The organism is Novilysobacter antarcticus (assembly GCF_019802285.1).
GTDB lineage: Bacteria > Pseudomonadota > Gammaproteobacteria > Xanthomonadales > Xanthomonadaceae > Novilysobacter > Novilysobacter antarcticus.
Map to the genome: position 1 here is coordinate 506,304 of NZ_JAIEUJ010000002.1, position 13,966 is coordinate 520,269.

Genomic DNA, 13,966 nt, shown 5'->3' on the forward strand with positions numbered 1-13,966 from the left:
TGCTCCGGGGCGGGAAGAAAGATGGCTTTGCATCCATCCACCATACGCGGCCGCGTGTGAGGTGCCAGCAGATCAGCGACACCGGCTAGACTGGTTGCTTCCCAACGCCGATCCTGCGCCGCATGTCCGACTCGACCGCCTCTGCATCCATCCCTTCGGCCGACGCGCCGATCAAGCAGGACTTCGTCCGCCAGATCGTCCGCGACGACATCGCCAGCGGCAAGCACACGGCGATCAAGACCCGCTTCCCGCCCGAGCCCAATGGCTACCTGCACATCGGCCACGCCAAGGCGATCTGTCTGGACTTCGGCATCGCCGAAGAATTCGGCGGTGTGTGCAACCTGCGCATGGACGACACCAACCCCTCGCGCGAGGACATGGAGTACGTCACCGCCATCCAGGAGGACGTGCGCTGGCTGGGCTATGAGTGGAACGAGCTGCGTCATTCCTCGGACTACTTCGAGGTCTTCTACCTGGGCGCCGAGAAGCTGATCCAGCAGGGCGACGCGTTTGTCTGCGACCTCACCGCCGAGCAGGTGCGCGAGTACCGCGGCACCCTGACCGAGCCGGGCCGCGAATCGCCGTGGCGCAACCGCAGCGTCGAGGAAAACCTCGACCTGTTCCGGCGCATGCGCGCCGGCGAGTTCGCCGAAGGCGCGCACACGCTGCGGGCAAAGATCGACATGGCCAGCGGCAACATCAACCTGCGCGATCCGGCGATCTACCGCATCCGCCACATGGCCCACCAGAACACCGGCGACGCCTGGTGCATCTACCCGATGTACGACTACGCCCACGCGTTGGGCGACGCCGTGGAAGGCATCACCCACTCGTTGTGCACGCTGGAGTTCGAAGACCATCGGCCGCTGTACGACTGGTGCGTGGACAAGGTCGACCTCGCCGGCAACCCCGCGCTGCTGCAGCCGCTGGCCGCGAAGGGCATGCCGCTGGAGGCGGCCAAGCCGCGCCAGATCGAGTTCTCGCGGCTCAACATCAACTACACCGTGATGAGCAAGCGCAAGTTGATGGCGCTGGTGCAGTCAGGTCTGGTGGACGGCTGGGACGATCCGCGCATGCCCACGCTGCTGGGTCTGCGCCGCCGCGGCTACACGCCCGCATCGCTGCGCCTGTTCGTTGATCGCCTGGGCGTCAGCAAAGTGAACTCGGTGATTGATTTCTCGGTACTGGAAGGCTGCCTGCGCGAGGACCTGGACGTCAGTGCTGCGCGCCGCATGGCGGTAATCGACCCGCTGAAGGTGACGCTCACCAATCTGGAGGCCGGTCACAGCGAATCGCTGGAGTTCCCCAACCATCCCAAGGACGAGTCCTTCGGCAGGCGCCAGGTGCCCTTCTCCAATGGCCTGTGGATCGAGCGCGACGATTTCGCCGAGGTGCCGCCGAAGGGTTTCAAGCGCCTGGTTCCCGGTGGCGAAGTTCGCCTGCGCGGCGCCGGCATCATGCGTTGCGAGGAAGTCATCAAGGACGCGGACGGCAACGTCAGCGAGCTGCGTTGCACGCTCGACCCGGAATCGCGCCCGGGCATGGAAGGCGCCAACCGCAAGATCAAGGGCACCATCCACTGGGTCAGCGCCGAGCACGCCGTGGCCACCGAGTTCCGCCTGTACGATCGCCTTTTCTCGGTCGCCGATCCCGACGACGACAGCGACGGCAAGTCCTACGAGGACCACCTCAATCCCGAATCGCGCCGCACCGTCAGCGGGTATATCGAACCGGCCGCAGCGGATGCGAAGCCCGAGCAGTCCTGGCAGTTCGAACGCCTGGGTTATTTCATCGCCGATCGCCACGACCACACGCCGGCGCGCCCGGTGTTCAACCGTAGCGTCACCTTGCGCGACATCTGGGCGGCCAAGGCGTGACCGATTCACGGCTGCAGCACCCTGCGCAGCCTTCCAAGGAGACCCAGCCAATGCTGTACGCCCAGGTGCACCTGACCTTGCCCGCGTGGATCCACGAGGGCATCGACACCACTGCCCCCTATCCGGGGGACGAGGCGAAGGTGGCCCTGGCAATCGAGCTGTCGGCACGCAACATTGAAGCGCGCAGCGGCGGCCCGTTCGGCGCGGCGGTGTTCGGCCCGGATGACCGCATCATCTCCGTCGGCGTCAACCGGGTAATCCCGCAAACCTGCTCGCTGGCCCATGCCGAGACCATGGCCTACATGCTGGCCCAGCAACGCACCCAGCGCAGCCGCCTGAACGAGATCGAACCCGGCGTCAGCGCCGGACCTGTGACCCTGGCGACGTCCGCCCAGCCGTGTTGCCAATGCTATGGCGCGACCATCTGGGCGGGCGTGGACCGGCTGCTGATCGGTGCCCGCAGTGAAGACGTGGAAGCGTTTACCGAGTTCGACGAAGGTCCGTTGCCGGACGACTGGACTGGCGAATTGGCCAAGCGCGGGATTGACGTCGTGCGCGACCTGCACCGCGACGCGGCGTGTGCAGTACTGAAGGACTATGCGCGATCCGGCGGGGCGGGCTACTGACGATGACCGATGCCCTGTTTTGCTGGTGCCGCGCCGGCTTTGAACCCGAACTGGCGGCCGAACTCACCGAACGCGCCGCCCTGGCAGGCCACCCGGGCTATGCGCGCGCCGAACGCGGCAACGGCTACGTCGAATTCATCGCCTCCGAAGCGCGTGCGCTGGCGACGGCGTTGCCGCTGGAGCGGATCGTATTCGCCCGCCAGAAGCTGCTGCGACTGGCCGACCTGCCCGGCTTGAACCCGAGCGACCGCATTACCCCCATCATGCAGGCGCTGGATGCGCTGCACGAGCAGGGCGAAGTGGCTCCGGGCATGTTCGGTGAGCTGTGGGTGGAGCACCCCGATTCCGACGACGGCAAGACCCTGGCCGGACTGGCCCGCAGCTTCGGCAACGCGCTGCGGCCCAACCTGCGCAAGGGCGGCTGGTTGAGCGCGAAGGACGACCCGCGCAGGCCGCGGCTGCATGTCGCCTTCCTCGGCGGGCATCACGTCGTGTTGGCCACCAGCGATCCGCGCGACAGCTCACCCTGGCCGCTGGGCATTCCGCGCCTGCGCATGCACGCCGAGGCGCCAAGCCGTTCCGCGCTGAAACTCGAGGAAGCGTTCATGACCCTGCTGGACGAGCGCGAACGCGGAATCCTGCTGCGCGACAACATGCAGGCGGCCGATCTGGGCGCCGCGCCCGGGGGCTGGAGCTGGGTGCTGATGCGCCACGGCATGCTGGTCACCGCAGTGGACAACGGCCCGATGCGTGAGCAGCTGCTCGACAGCGGGCGGGTGGAGCACGTCAGGGCGGACGGCTTCCAGTGGCAACCGCGGCGTCCGGTCGACTGGATGGTCTGCGACATGGTCGAGCAGCCGCGCAAGGTCGCCGACCGTATGGCGACCTGGTTTCGTGAGGGCTGGTGCAAACAGGCGGTGTTCAACCTGAAGCTGCCGATGAAGAAGCGCTGGGAGGAAACGCGCATCTGCCTGGAGGCCTTCGAGCTGCAGACTCACCGGCCGATGACCATCCGCGCGCGCCAGCTGTACCACGACCGCGAGGAAATCACGGTGCTGGCGATGCCATCGCGCTGACGAGCGGTACCACCCGTCGCTGGGTTGGTTCAGGGAAGCCGGCTGTTTATTGACGTCGGATTAACCGGCGTCGCCGCACGCTTTCCGCCTTACCCGCAGACTGTGAGGTGGCACCATGAAGATGCAAGCGACCCTGCTCGGCTTGGCGCTCGTGGCGGCACTGGGCGCCTTCGCCACCGCCACCGCAGATGCGCAGGATGCCAGGCTTGACCCCCAATCCAAGGTCGACGCTGCCAATGCAGCGGAACAGGCGGTCGACGACGCACACGCAGCCAAGGAGGCGGCTGAGGTTGCGCGCGACGCCGCGCGCGAAGCCAGGTTCATGGAAGCCGGCGCACTCACCGCGGAAGGCGCGGCGATTGCCGCCGATGCAGCCTCGGTCGCCGACCAGTCGGCCATCGAGGCGCGCCAGACGTCCAACGCGGCCGGCAACGCTGCGAACGAGGCGTTGGGAGCCAAGACCGCCGCGGAGCTCGGCAACCAGCCCGATCGTGCAGTCGCCGAGGCACGTGATGCGGCGACCACGGCCGAGCTCGCAGGCAACCTCTCTGCCGATGCGGCCGCCAATGCGTCCGCTGCCGTCGCCGCGGCCGAGGATGCCGCAGCCATGTCTGCGGCGCCGCCGGAATCGGAGGTCCTTGTGGTTACCGAAGTCGTCAAACCGGAGGTGACCATCGTCTCCAAGCACCCCGATTCAATCGTGGGTGACTACCACGTCGACTTTGCTGCCCTCGACACGAACAAGGATGGCGTGATCGACACCAGCGAAGCCTCGACCAACCCGACCCTGACCGCGGAGTACAAGGCGGTCGATGCCAACCACGACGGCAAGCTCAGCAAAACCGAGCTGGAAGGCTGGACTCAGTGACGACTCTGGCGCACCGCTCCCGGGAAACTTAGAGCCCGGCCGCGTGACGCCACAGGGCACGGGTCATCGATGGCGTCCGACCCGCCAGCCCCAGCAAGTGGCCGCGCATCAGGGTCGGCACCACCGCATCATTGGAAAACACCCGGTTGATCGCCTCGAACGCGTAGGCCGATACGGCAGCATCGCTCCGGCGCTGGCGGTTCCAGCGCTTCAACCGGTGCGATGCGCCGACATCGTCATCCCGTCGCGCGCCATCGCGTGGGCCGGATTGCGATAGGGTCGCGAGCAATGCATTGATGTCGCGCAGCCCCAGATTGACCCCCTGCCCCGCCAAGGGGTGGACGGCGTGGGCAGCATCGCCAACCAGGACCATGCGGCCGCTGAGCTGGGTCGCCGCCAGCTGCCGGCGCAACGGAAACGCGGCCCTGCGCGATACGCCGGTCAGTTCGCCCAGTGGCCCGTCGAATGCGCGCGCCAATTCGGCCAGGAACGCATCGTCATCGACCGCCAACAGGCGTTCGGCGTCCTTGTCCGGCAAGCTCCAGACAATCGAACTGCGTGGGCTTCCGTCATCCGCATCGGCAAATGGCAGGAACGCCAACGGACCGCCGGGGAGAAAGCGCTGCCAGCAGGTGGATTGGTGCGATCGGCTGTGGCGGATGAAGCCGACCAGGCCGCGCTGGCCATACTCGTGGCGTGGGGCGTCGATTCCGGCCATCTGCCGCAGAGGGGAGTCGGCGCCGTCGGCCGCCACCACCAGCCGGGCGCGCAACCGCTCTCCCGATGCCAGCGTCAGGACCTCACTGCGTCCGTCTTCGCTGACCTCCCGCGCGATGAGTTTGTCGGGGCAATGCAGCTCCACCCCGGCGCCCAGCGCGGCCTTCCAGAGCCGATCGATCAACAGCCCGTTCTCGACGATCCAGCCCAGCTCGCGCCGACCCAGACGGTCCGCGTCGAAAACGAGCTCGCCGCCGCCCGCCGCATCCCACACCCGCATGTTTCGATACGGCTGGGCCCGGGCACTGAGGATCGCCTCCCATACCCCCAGCCGTTCCAGCAGGGCGATGTTGTCAGGGGCAACGGCGAACACGCGCAGATCCGGCACGTCGTGGCGCCACGACGACGGCTCGCGGCCCTCGACCAGCGCGACCTGCAAACCCTGCCGCGCAAGGCCAAGCGCCGCCGCGGTACCCACTACCCCGGCGCCTACTACCACCGCATCCAGTACGCCTCGCCGGCTCATGGCCGCATCCCTTCCGGACGGCACAGGGCAGGCACATTGGCCCGGTAGCCCAGTGCTCCAGCCACCACCTCGGCCTGCAACGACGGCACGCGGTCAATCGCCAGGAGGCCGATACTCCGAAGCGGCCGCAGCAGCTCGGCGGGGTTGGCGGTCAAACGCGCCAGCCCGTCCGAGAACGCCAACGTTCGGCGCCGGTCGTCCGCGCGCGCGGTGACATACGCGGACAGCAGATCCGCGTCACCGCAATCGACGTGGGCAGATCCGTCGCCGGAGGCACTGATCTTTTCGGCAAGGGTCAACGCATCGCGCAGGCCAAGGTTGAAGCCCTGCGCGCCCAGCGGATGGATGGTCTGGGCGGCGTTCCCGACCAGCACGGCGCGCTCGGCGACCAGTCGATCGGCCAGCACGCGCACCAGCGGGTAGGCCACCCGCGGACCGCAGGACAGGAACCGGCCTGCGCGCCACCCGAACGCCTCTTGGACACGCCGCAGAAAGCCGGCTTCATCCAGCGCTGCGACGGCCTCGGCCTCTTCACGCGCAACGGCGTGGACAAGCCCGTAATGGCGGTCGCCGCGGGGCAGCAATGCGGTTGGACCGTCATCGCCCAGGCGCTCGAAGGCAGTGCCATCGGGAGCGCGATCGGTTCGCAGCCGGGTGACAAAAAGCGTTTGCCGGTAGTCGTGCTCGTTGGTGCCGATGCCCAGTGCGGCACGCACCGCACTTCGGGTGCCGTCGGCGCCAACGACCAGGCGAGCCAACACGGTTCGCTCACCGTCCGCGTCGGCCAGCTTCACGGCCCGGCAGTCGGAGTTTGGCGTGTCGGCGAATCCCAGAAACCGCGCCGGGCGGTACCGGTGTAGCCGCTCCAGGTCGGCCAGCCGTTTCTCCAGCGCATCTCCGAAGTCCCGCGCGACCACCACCCGGCCGAATTCGCTGCGACCGTGGTCGCCCGCTTTCAACACGCTGCGGCCGAAGTCGCCCCGACGACTGACATGGATCCGCTTGATTGCTCCGCCCGGCGAGGCAAGCTTCTGCATCACGCGCAGCGCGGTCAGGGCGTTCACGGTCGCCTCGGCAAAGCTGAGGTTGCGCTGGTCGAACACGCTGGCATCGGACGGACCGGGAGCTACCGCTTCCACCAGCCCGACATTGAGCCCCAGCGGCTCCAGGGCGATGGCCAGGCTGGACCCCACCAGCCCGCCGCCGATGATCAGCACGTCATGGATGACCGGCTCGGAGGACGTCGCCACAGCGACGTCGCCGGAACTATCCGCAGCGTCGCCGGGAAGGGGTGCGGATTCGAGGGATCGGGACGATGCGGCCATTGCGCTATGCTAACGGCTCCGTCGTTCCACACCCAGTCACGATGAAAAATTCCGCTTCCCGCTCCCTGCTGACCGCCGGCCCGCTGGTGCTCGTTGCACTGATCGTGCTCGCCGCGCTGACCCGGGTACTGCCACACCCGCCGAACTTCTCACCGATCACCGCGATCGCACTCTTCGGTGGCGCGTATTTCGCCAACCGCAGTTGGGCGTTGCTGATGCCCTTGATCGGGCTGTTCGTCTCAGATCTGGTGCTCGCAGGCGTCAACGGCGGCCTCTACGCCAGCTGGTTCAGCGGCATCGGCATCTGGATCGTCTACGGCTGCATCGTGCTGACAACGGTGATGGGTTTCGGCATGCGCGGAAAGGTCAGCAGCGGCTCGGTCCTGGGCTACTCGCTGGCAGGGTCGGTCCTGTTCTTCCTGGTCACCAACTTCAGCGTGTTCGCCTTCGATGCGATGTACCCGAAGACCGCGGCTGGATTGGCCGCCGCGTACGTCGCCGGCATTCCGTTTTTCAAGTGGAGCGTGCTGGGAACGCTGTTCTACTCAGCGGTCCTGTTTGGCGGCTTTGAGCTGCTGCGCTCGCGCGTGCCTTCCCTGCGCCCGCAAACGGTCTGAGCCGGCGCCATGGGCAACCGCCTTTCCCGGATCTACACGCGTACCGGTGACGATGGCAGTACCGGCCTGGGTGACGGCAGCCGCACCGACAAGGATTCGGCCCGGGTCAACGCCTACGGCACGATTGACGAGGCCAATTCGACCATCGGCCTTTTGCTTGCGGTGGAGCTTCCCGACGCCATCCGCGACCTGTTGATCTCGATCCAGCACCAGCTCTTCGATCTGGGTGGGGAGCTGTGCATCCCCGGCCATGCGGCGATCACCGCCGCCGATGTGGACCGGCTCGAGCACCATCTGGACGCGTTCAACGAGGATCTGCCGCCGCTGAAGGAGTTCATCCTCCCCGGTGGTGGCGAGGCCGGCGCACGTTGCCATATCGCGCGCACCGTGGTCCGGCGCGCCGAGCGCGAGGCGGTCACCCTTGCGCGTCAGGAAGTCGTCCGCCCCGAAGCGATCCGCTACCTGAACCGACTGTCGGACCTGCTTTTCGTCTTGGCGCGAGTGCTTGCCCGCAGCAGCGGCCACGGCGAAGTGGTCTGGAATCACGAGCGCCGGAAAGGCTGATCGACGTGAGCACAAGCGCACCGCTGTTGCGCCTGTACACCCACCCAGCCTGTCTGGAGCATCGCCCCGGTCCCGGCAATCCCGAGAGCCCCGCCCGCCTTGAGGCGGTGGTGGAAGCGATTTCCGCGCGGTGGCCCGATCAGCGTTGGGAACACCCGCGTGCCGCGACCCGCGCTGAGCTGATGCGCGTGCATCGAGCCGACCTGGTCGCTTTGATACTCGACAGCCGGTTCGACGATGCCGACGACACGCTCCACATCGACGCCGAGACGGTCCTCAGCGCCGGTTCCGCGGAAGCGGCGCTGCATGCCGCCGGCGCCGGTATCCACGCAGTGGATGCGGTGCTTGGCGGTCAGGTCCGGCGTGTGTTCTGTGCGGTTCGTCCGCCGGGACACCACGCGACGGCTTCGGAGGCGATGGGTTTCTGCCTGTTCAACAACCTTGCCGTGGCCGCTGCCCACGCCATTGACATGCACGGCCTGACCCGGGTCGCCATCATCGACTTCGACGTCCATCACGGCAACGGCACCGAGGCGATCTTCGCCTCCGATGCGCGCGTGCTTTATCTGTCCACCCACCAATCGCCGTTGTTCCCCGGAACCGGGGCGGCCAGCGATGTCGGCATAGGCAACGTGATCAACCGTCCCATGGCGCCGCACACGGGCAGTGGGGCGTTTCGCGGGCTCTGGTCGGGCGACCTGCTACCCGCACTCAACGCGTTCCGGCCACAGATCCTGCTGCTGTCGGCGGGGTTTGATGGCCACCGGCGCGATCCGATGGCCGACCTGCAGCTGGATGCCGACGATTTCGGCTGGCTGACCGGCGAGCTCGGCGCGATCGCGGACCGCCACGCCAGCGGACGCATCGTCTCCATGCTGGAAGGTGGTTACGACCTGAACGCCCTGCGGGAGTCGGCCATCGCCCATGTTGAAGCACTGCTGCGGAGCTGACGGCGGCTCGAACATGAACGGTGCGCCGTCGCCCGCCTGCAACGCGTCGTTGCCGCGCTCCGGTCGATGCGGCAAGCTAGCGGCCGTTCCATGCCTATCGGATCGCCGCGTGCGCAATCGCTTCCCCCTCCTCCGTTTATCGATGTGCATCGCCTTGGCGCTCCCGGCTTTCTCCGCGCGGGCGTCGGAGGACTGGAGCCTGTGTCCGCTGGAAGACGCGGTGCCCGCGTTCGACGATGCCCCGCAACCCACCGGGATGGACGGTGATCGCGTCGACCAGCCCACCGACATCTCCGGTGACGCGCTCAACGCCAGCGAGACCGACAACACCGTCTTTCAAGGCAACGTCGCGCTGCGCCGCGGTGACCAGTTCCTGGGGACGGACAGGCTCAGCTACCGCAGCGATGACGGCACCTATGTGGCCGACGGCAGCGTCCGCTACCAGGATTCGGGCATGCGCATCGTCGCCGAACGCGCCCATGGCGACCAGGATGCCGACACGCACACCATCGAAGACCTGCGCTACCAGTTGATCGAGCAGCGCGGCAATGGCGGCGCGGAACGCATCGATATCCAGGGTGACAATGGCTCGCTGGTGGGCTCGACCTACTCCACCTGCCCGCCTTCGCAGCGCAGCTGGGAATTGCAGGCCAAGCGGATCGACTTCGATACCGAGGAAGGTACCGGCGTCGCACGCAATGCGGTGGTCCGGGTCGGCCGGGTGCCGATCCTCTATGTGCCGTGGCTGATGTTCCCGATCGATGACCGCCGCCGGACCGGGCTCCTCTACCCGGCGGTGAAGCTGTCGGGACGCAACGGCTTCGATTGGCGCCAGCCGATCTACCTGAACCTCGCACCGAACTACGACGCCACCCTCAACCCACGCTGGATGAGCAAGCGCGGCGTCCAGCTGGGCGGCGAATTCCGCTGGCTGTACAAGGGGGGCAGCGGCGAATTGTCGGGCGATTGGATGCCCAAGGATCGCCTGCCGGAAAACCAGCCGTATCGTTACCTGCAGGACTCATTCGGAAATCCGATTCCTGGCGCCACCCTGCCCGTAGATAATCGAGGCCAGTTCCAATTTCACGGACAACACAGCCTTGGCGGCGGCTGGCGCGCCCAGGCCAACCTCGGTTGGGTCAGCGACACCCATTATCTCGAAGACTTCAGCAATACCCTTTACGGTCTGTCCACTTGGCAGATCGTCAGTACCTTGGGGATCTACGGCATCGGTCGACACTGGGATGCCGGTCTGATGGCGGATAACGCGCAGCTGGCCGACTACACCCTAAGCGAGGCCAACTTGACGTACGACCGCCTTCCGCGAGCTTTCCTCAATTGGTCTCAGCCCGTTGGAAACTGGTTCGAAGTAGGCATTAACGCCGAGGCCGTGCGCTTTCGTCACAAGGTCAGGGATGAAGGCAGTCGAATCGACCTGAAACCCTATGTGAGCATGCCGCTGGAGGGTTCCAGCTGGTATGCAACGCCGAAGATCGCGTGGCGCCACACCACCTACGACCTCGACGACGCGTTGGCTGCAGCCAACGGCGGCGACGCAACTCCGAGCCGCAGCCTGCCGATCGCCTCGCTCGACGCCGGTATGTTCTTCGACCGCAAGGTCAGCTTTGGCAGGGATACCTACACGCAGACGCTGGAACCGCGGATCTACTACCTCAACGTGCCCTATCGCGACCAGAACGGCCTGCCGCGATTTGACACCAACCCGATGACGTTCAGCTGGGGCCAGTTGTTCCGCGACAACCGCTACACCGGGCCGGACCGGCAGATCGACGCCAACCAGTTGACCACCGCGATCACCACCCGTTTCATCAACGATGCCAATGGCCGCGAGCGCCTCTCTGCCAGCCTCGGCCAGATCCAGTATTTCGACGACAGCCGCGTGGTCGTGCCCGGCGAGACCGCGGTCGAGCAAGGCAAGTCGGCTTGGGTGGCTGATGTGGGGATCTCACCCACCAAGCGCTGGAGCATCAACATGGCGTACCAGTGGGATCCCAAGTACCGCCGCCAGGATCTCGCCAGTATCCGCACGCGCTACCTGATCGGCGACAAGGGCGTGGTCAACCTGGGCTACCGCTACCGCCGCGACCTCACCGAGCAGGCGGATTTCTCGTTCCTGTACCCGATCAACCAGAACTGGAGCGTGGTCGGCCGCTACTACTACGCGATCGACGACCGCAAACTGCTGGAATCCATCGCCGGCGTGCAGTGGGAAAGCTGCTGCATGGCGGTGCGCTTCATTGCCCGCCGCTACGTGCGCGAGCGCAATGGCGCCCTGGACGACTCGTTGCGGGTGGAGTTCGAACTCAAGGGCCTGGGCTCGGCGGGCCAGAAAACGGAGTCGATTTTGAGCCGTGCTATCCTCGGCTACGATCGTGATGATCTCTATCTTGTGCCGCCTTCCTCTCTGGAAGACGACGATTTCGACCACTCCCTCGATCAAATTCCATGAAGAAATTACTCGCGTCTTTCCTTGCCGGCGCGCTCCTGCTTGCGCCCGCGTTTGCGCAGGTTGCTCCCATCGACGGCATCGCGGTGGTGGTTGACGAGGACGTCATACTGCAAAGCGAGCTGGACCGGGCCGTGGCCAACATCCGCGCCCAGTACGCCGGGCGCACCGAGCAGCTGCCGCCGCCGGAAGTGCTGGAGCGTCAGGTGGCCGAGCGGCTCGTGCTGCTGAAGCTGCAGATCGCCCGTGCAAACAGCACCGGGGTGAAAGTCACCAGCCAGGAAGTCGACCAGACCATCAACGCCATTGCGGCGCAGAACCAGGTGAATGTCGATCAGCTCGCTGCGCAACTCGCGCGCGACGGGACCTCCTTACCGCAGTTCCGTGACTCCATCCGCGACGAGCTGCTGGTGCAGCGCCTGCGCCAGCGTCTGGCCCAGTCGCAGATTTCGGTCAGCGATGCCGAAGTGGATGCCGCGCTGGCGGCCCAGCAGGGCTCGGGCATGCAGTACCACCTCGCCCACATCCTGGTGGCCGTGCCCGAGGGCGCCACCCCGGAGCAGATCGCGACGGCCCAGTCCAAGATCGAAGGCGTGCAGGGGTTGATCCGGCGCGGCGAGATGGACTTCGCGGCTGCCGCGGTGCGTTACTCGGACAGTCCCAACGCCCTGGAAGGCGGCGATCTGGGCTGGCGCAGCAGCGACGAGATCCCATCCGCGTTCGCCGACCTGGTGCGCAATATGAGTCCGGGCCAGGTCACCGAGCCGATCCGCGGTCCGAGCGGTTTCCAGATGCTGCAGGTGGTTGAGAGCCGCGATGCGTCGCAGGCCGCTCCGACCCTGGTCACCCAGTACCAGGCCAGCCACATCCTGATCCGCGTCGACGAGAACACCGGCGCGGCGGAGGCGAAAGCCAAGGCCGACACCCTGCATGCCCGTCTGGTGGGCGGTGCGGATTTTGCCGCGCTCGCCCGCGAAGAGTCGCAGGACCCCAGCTCTCAGGCCCGCGGCGGTGATCTGGGCTGGTTTGCCCGCGACCAGTTCGGCCCCGACTTCGGCGCCGAAGTGGCCAAGCTCGACGACGGCGCCATCTCCGCTCCGTTCCGCACCCAGGCGGGTTGGCACATCGTCAAGCGCGCCGGGTCGCGCCAGAGCGACGTCGGCGACACGTCCCAGCGTGACCAGGTCCGCGAGACGATCGGCCGGCGCAAGCTGGAAGACGAATGGAACCGGTTCCTGCGCGAAATGCGCGGCGAGGCCTTCGTGGACTTCCGCAACGTCGCCGGTCCGGGCGATGCGGACGGCGACACCGGCGAAACCGTCCCGACCGACGCCAGCGGCAGCTGATTGAACCGGCTCCGGCTCGCGCTGGTTCCGGGCGAACCGGCCGGCGTCGGTCCGGAGCTTTGCGTGCGGCTGGTGCAATCAGCACGCGACCACCGTCTGACCGCCTTCGGCGATCCCGAAGCGCTGCAGGATGCGGCCCGCGTGCTCGATCTTCCGTTGCACCTCGTCGCCCCTGATGACGACCACGGCCGCGCCGGCGAGCTCGCCGTGCATGCCATTCCCAATGCGGTCCGCGTCGCCTTCGGCCAGCCCGATCGCGCCAATGCGCCGGCGGTCATCGACGCGCTGGAGACCGCCGCGCAGGGCTGTCTGCGAGGCGATTTCCAAGGTCTGGTGACTGGCCCGGTGCACAAGGCGGTGATCAACCAGGGCGGTATTCCCTATACGGGCACTACCGAGCTGCTGGCCAAGCAGGCGCGATGCAGCGTGGTGATGATGCTGGCCAATGAGACGATGCGGGTCGCGCTGGCCACCACCCACCTGCCGCTGCGCGAGGTTCCGGACGCGATAACGCCAGCCTCGCTGGTCGCGACCTTGCGCACGGTGCATGCGGCACTGCGAACCGACTTCGGCATCCAACACCCGCGCATCGCCGTGCTGGGCCTGAATCCACATGCCGGTGAAGCAGGTCATCTTGGTCTCGAGGAAATCGAGGTCATCGAACCGGTGCTCGCCGGACTGCGCAGCGAGGGCATGACGCTGGAAGGCCCCCTGCCGGCGGACACCGCGTTCCTGCCCGCCCGGCTCCAGGGCTTCGACGCACTGCTGGCGATGTACCACGACCAGGGTTTGCCGGTATTGAAGTTCAGCGGCTTCGAGCAGGCGGTCAATATCACCCTGGGGCTGCCGTACCCGCGCGTGGCCGTCGACCACGGCACCGCCCTGGACCTGGCGGGCAAAGGCACCGCGGACCCGTCCAGCCTGATCGCCGCGATGGCCACCTGTGCACGCATGGCGCGCGCCCGCAGCGCCATAATGGCGCGATGAGTTCCCACAAAAGTACTGCC

The 13,966-nt window shown here is 66.7% G+C and carries 11 protein-coding genes and 1 pseudogene; 10 read left to right on the plus strand and 2 right to left on the minus strand.

Going from position 1 to position 13,966, the window contains the following annotated elements; all coding sequences use genetic code 11:
* Positions 1 to 122: 122 nt before the first annotated feature.
* The 4 genes from KZ491_RS07110 to KZ491_RS07125 all read left to right on the plus strand — a co-directional run bounded on the left by KZ491_RS07110 (position 123) and on the right by KZ491_RS07125 (position 4,447).
* Positions 123 to 1,877 carry a glutamine--tRNA ligase/YqeY domain fusion protein gene (locus tag KZ491_RS07110; RefSeq protein ID WP_222565141.1) on the plus strand — a complete coding sequence of 585 codons (1,755 nt, stop codon included), beginning with the start codon at positions 123 to 125 and terminating at the stop codon, positions 1,875 to 1,877.
* A gap of 50 nt (positions 1,878 to 1,927) precedes the next feature.
* Positions 1,928 to 2,503, plus strand: a complete 576-nt coding sequence (locus KZ491_RS07115) for a nucleoside deaminase (RefSeq protein ID WP_222565520.1) — start codon at positions 1,928 to 1,930, stop codon at positions 2,501 to 2,503.
* 2 nt (positions 2,504 to 2,505) lie between these two features.
* Positions 2,506 to 3,579, plus strand: a complete 1,074-nt coding sequence (gene rlmM / locus KZ491_RS07120) for a 23S rRNA (cytidine(2498)-2'-O)-methyltransferase RlmM (RefSeq protein WP_043959343.1) — start codon at positions 2,506 to 2,508, stop codon at positions 3,577 to 3,579.
* Positions 3,580 to 3,694: 115 nt separating this feature from the next.
* Positions 3,695 to 4,447 (plus strand): EF-hand domain-containing protein, encoded by a 753-nt coding sequence (locus KZ491_RS07125; protein ID WP_222565521.1) that lies wholly within the window; start codon positions 3,695 to 3,697, stop codon positions 4,445 to 4,447.
* 28 nt (positions 4,448 to 4,475) lie between these two features.
* Here the strand turns inward: KZ491_RS07125 and KZ491_RS07130 are convergent, their stop codons facing one another.
* Positions 4,476 to 5,690 (minus strand): FAD-dependent oxidoreductase, encoded by a 1,215-nt coding sequence (locus KZ491_RS07130; RefSeq protein ID WP_222565142.1) that lies wholly within the window; start codon positions 5,688 to 5,690, stop codon positions 4,476 to 4,478.
* Entirely contained in the window at positions 5,687 to 7,015 is a 1,329-nt protein-coding gene (ubiH, locus tag KZ491_RS07135; protein WP_222565143.1) for a 2-octaprenyl-6-methoxyphenyl hydroxylase, read from the minus strand. The genes KZ491_RS07130 and ubiH overlap by 4 nt, the downstream gene beginning before the upstream one ends.
* Before the next feature lie 41 nt (positions 7,016 to 7,056).
* Between ubiH and KZ491_RS07140 the strand changes: the two genes are divergently transcribed.
* The 6 genes and pseudogenes from KZ491_RS07140 to pdxA all read left to right on the plus strand — a co-directional run bounded on the left by KZ491_RS07140 (position 7,057) and on the right by pdxA (position 13,946).
* Positions 7,057 to 7,632, plus strand: a complete 576-nt coding sequence (locus KZ491_RS07140; RefSeq protein WP_222565144.1) for a DUF6580 family putative transport protein — start codon at positions 7,057 to 7,059, stop codon at positions 7,630 to 7,632.
* Between the two features lie 9 nt (positions 7,633 to 7,641).
* Positions 7,642 to 8,196, plus strand: coding sequence for a cob(I)yrinic acid a,c-diamide adenosyltransferase (locus KZ491_RS07145; RefSeq protein WP_222565145.1), 555 nt, complete (start codon positions 7,642 to 7,644; stop codon positions 8,194 to 8,196).
* 26 nt (positions 8,197 to 8,222) lie between these two features.
* A complete protein-coding gene (locus tag KZ491_RS07150) occupies positions 8,223 to 9,146 on the plus strand; it encodes a histone deacetylase family protein (RefSeq protein ID WP_222565522.1) in 924 nt (307 codons plus the stop codon).
* A 109-nt stretch (positions 9,147 to 9,255) separates the two neighbouring features.
* Entirely contained in the window at positions 9,256 to 11,616 is a 2,361-nt protein-coding gene (gene lptD, locus KZ491_RS07155; RefSeq protein ID WP_425493102.1) for an LPS assembly protein LptD, read from the plus strand.
* Positions 11,613 to 12,963 (plus strand): annotated as a pseudogene (locus tag KZ491_RS07160) (peptidylprolyl isomerase). Before lptD ends, KZ491_RS07160 begins: the two are co-directional and overlap by 4 nt.
* The gene (pdxA, locus tag KZ491_RS07165; RefSeq protein ID WP_222565148.1) at positions 12,960 to 13,946 is read left to right on the plus strand and encodes a 4-hydroxythreonine-4-phosphate dehydrogenase PdxA; all 987 of its coding nucleotides are present in this window, start codon (positions 12,960 to 12,962) and stop codon (positions 13,944 to 13,946) included. The pseudogene KZ491_RS07160 and the gene pdxA overlap by 4 nt, the downstream one beginning before the upstream one ends.
* Positions 13,947 to 13,966 lie beyond the last annotated feature (20 nt).

Bases quoted from the DNA above. Each gene is read 5' to 3' on its own strand.
- KZ491_RS07110 (WP_222565141.1), top strand. From the start codon at position 123: ATGTCCGACTCGACCGCCTCTGCATCCATCCCTTCGGCCGACGCGCCG.
- KZ491_RS07115 (WP_222565520.1), top strand. From the start codon at position 1,928: ATGCTGTACGCCCAGGTGCACCTGACCTTGCCCGCGTGGATCCACGAG.
- rlmM (WP_043959343.1), top strand. From the start codon at position 2,506: ATGACCGATGCCCTGTTTTGCTGGTGCCGCGCCGGCTTTGAACCCGAA.
- KZ491_RS07125 (WP_222565521.1), top strand. From the start codon at position 3,695: ATGAAGATGCAAGCGACCCTGCTCGGCTTGGCGCTCGTGGCGGCACTG.
- KZ491_RS07130 (WP_222565142.1), bottom strand. From the start codon at position 5,690: ATGAGCCGGCGAGGCGTACTGGATGCGGTGGTAGTAGGCGCCGGGGTA.
- ubiH (WP_222565143.1), bottom strand. From the start codon at position 7,015: ATGGCCGCATCGTCCCGATCCCTCGAATCCGCACCCCTTCCCGGCGAC.
- KZ491_RS07140 (WP_222565144.1), top strand. From the start codon at position 7,057: ATGAAAAATTCCGCTTCCCGCTCCCTGCTGACCGCCGGCCCGCTGGTG.
- KZ491_RS07145 (WP_222565145.1), top strand. From the start codon at position 7,642: ATGGGCAACCGCCTTTCCCGGATCTACACGCGTACCGGTGACGATGGC.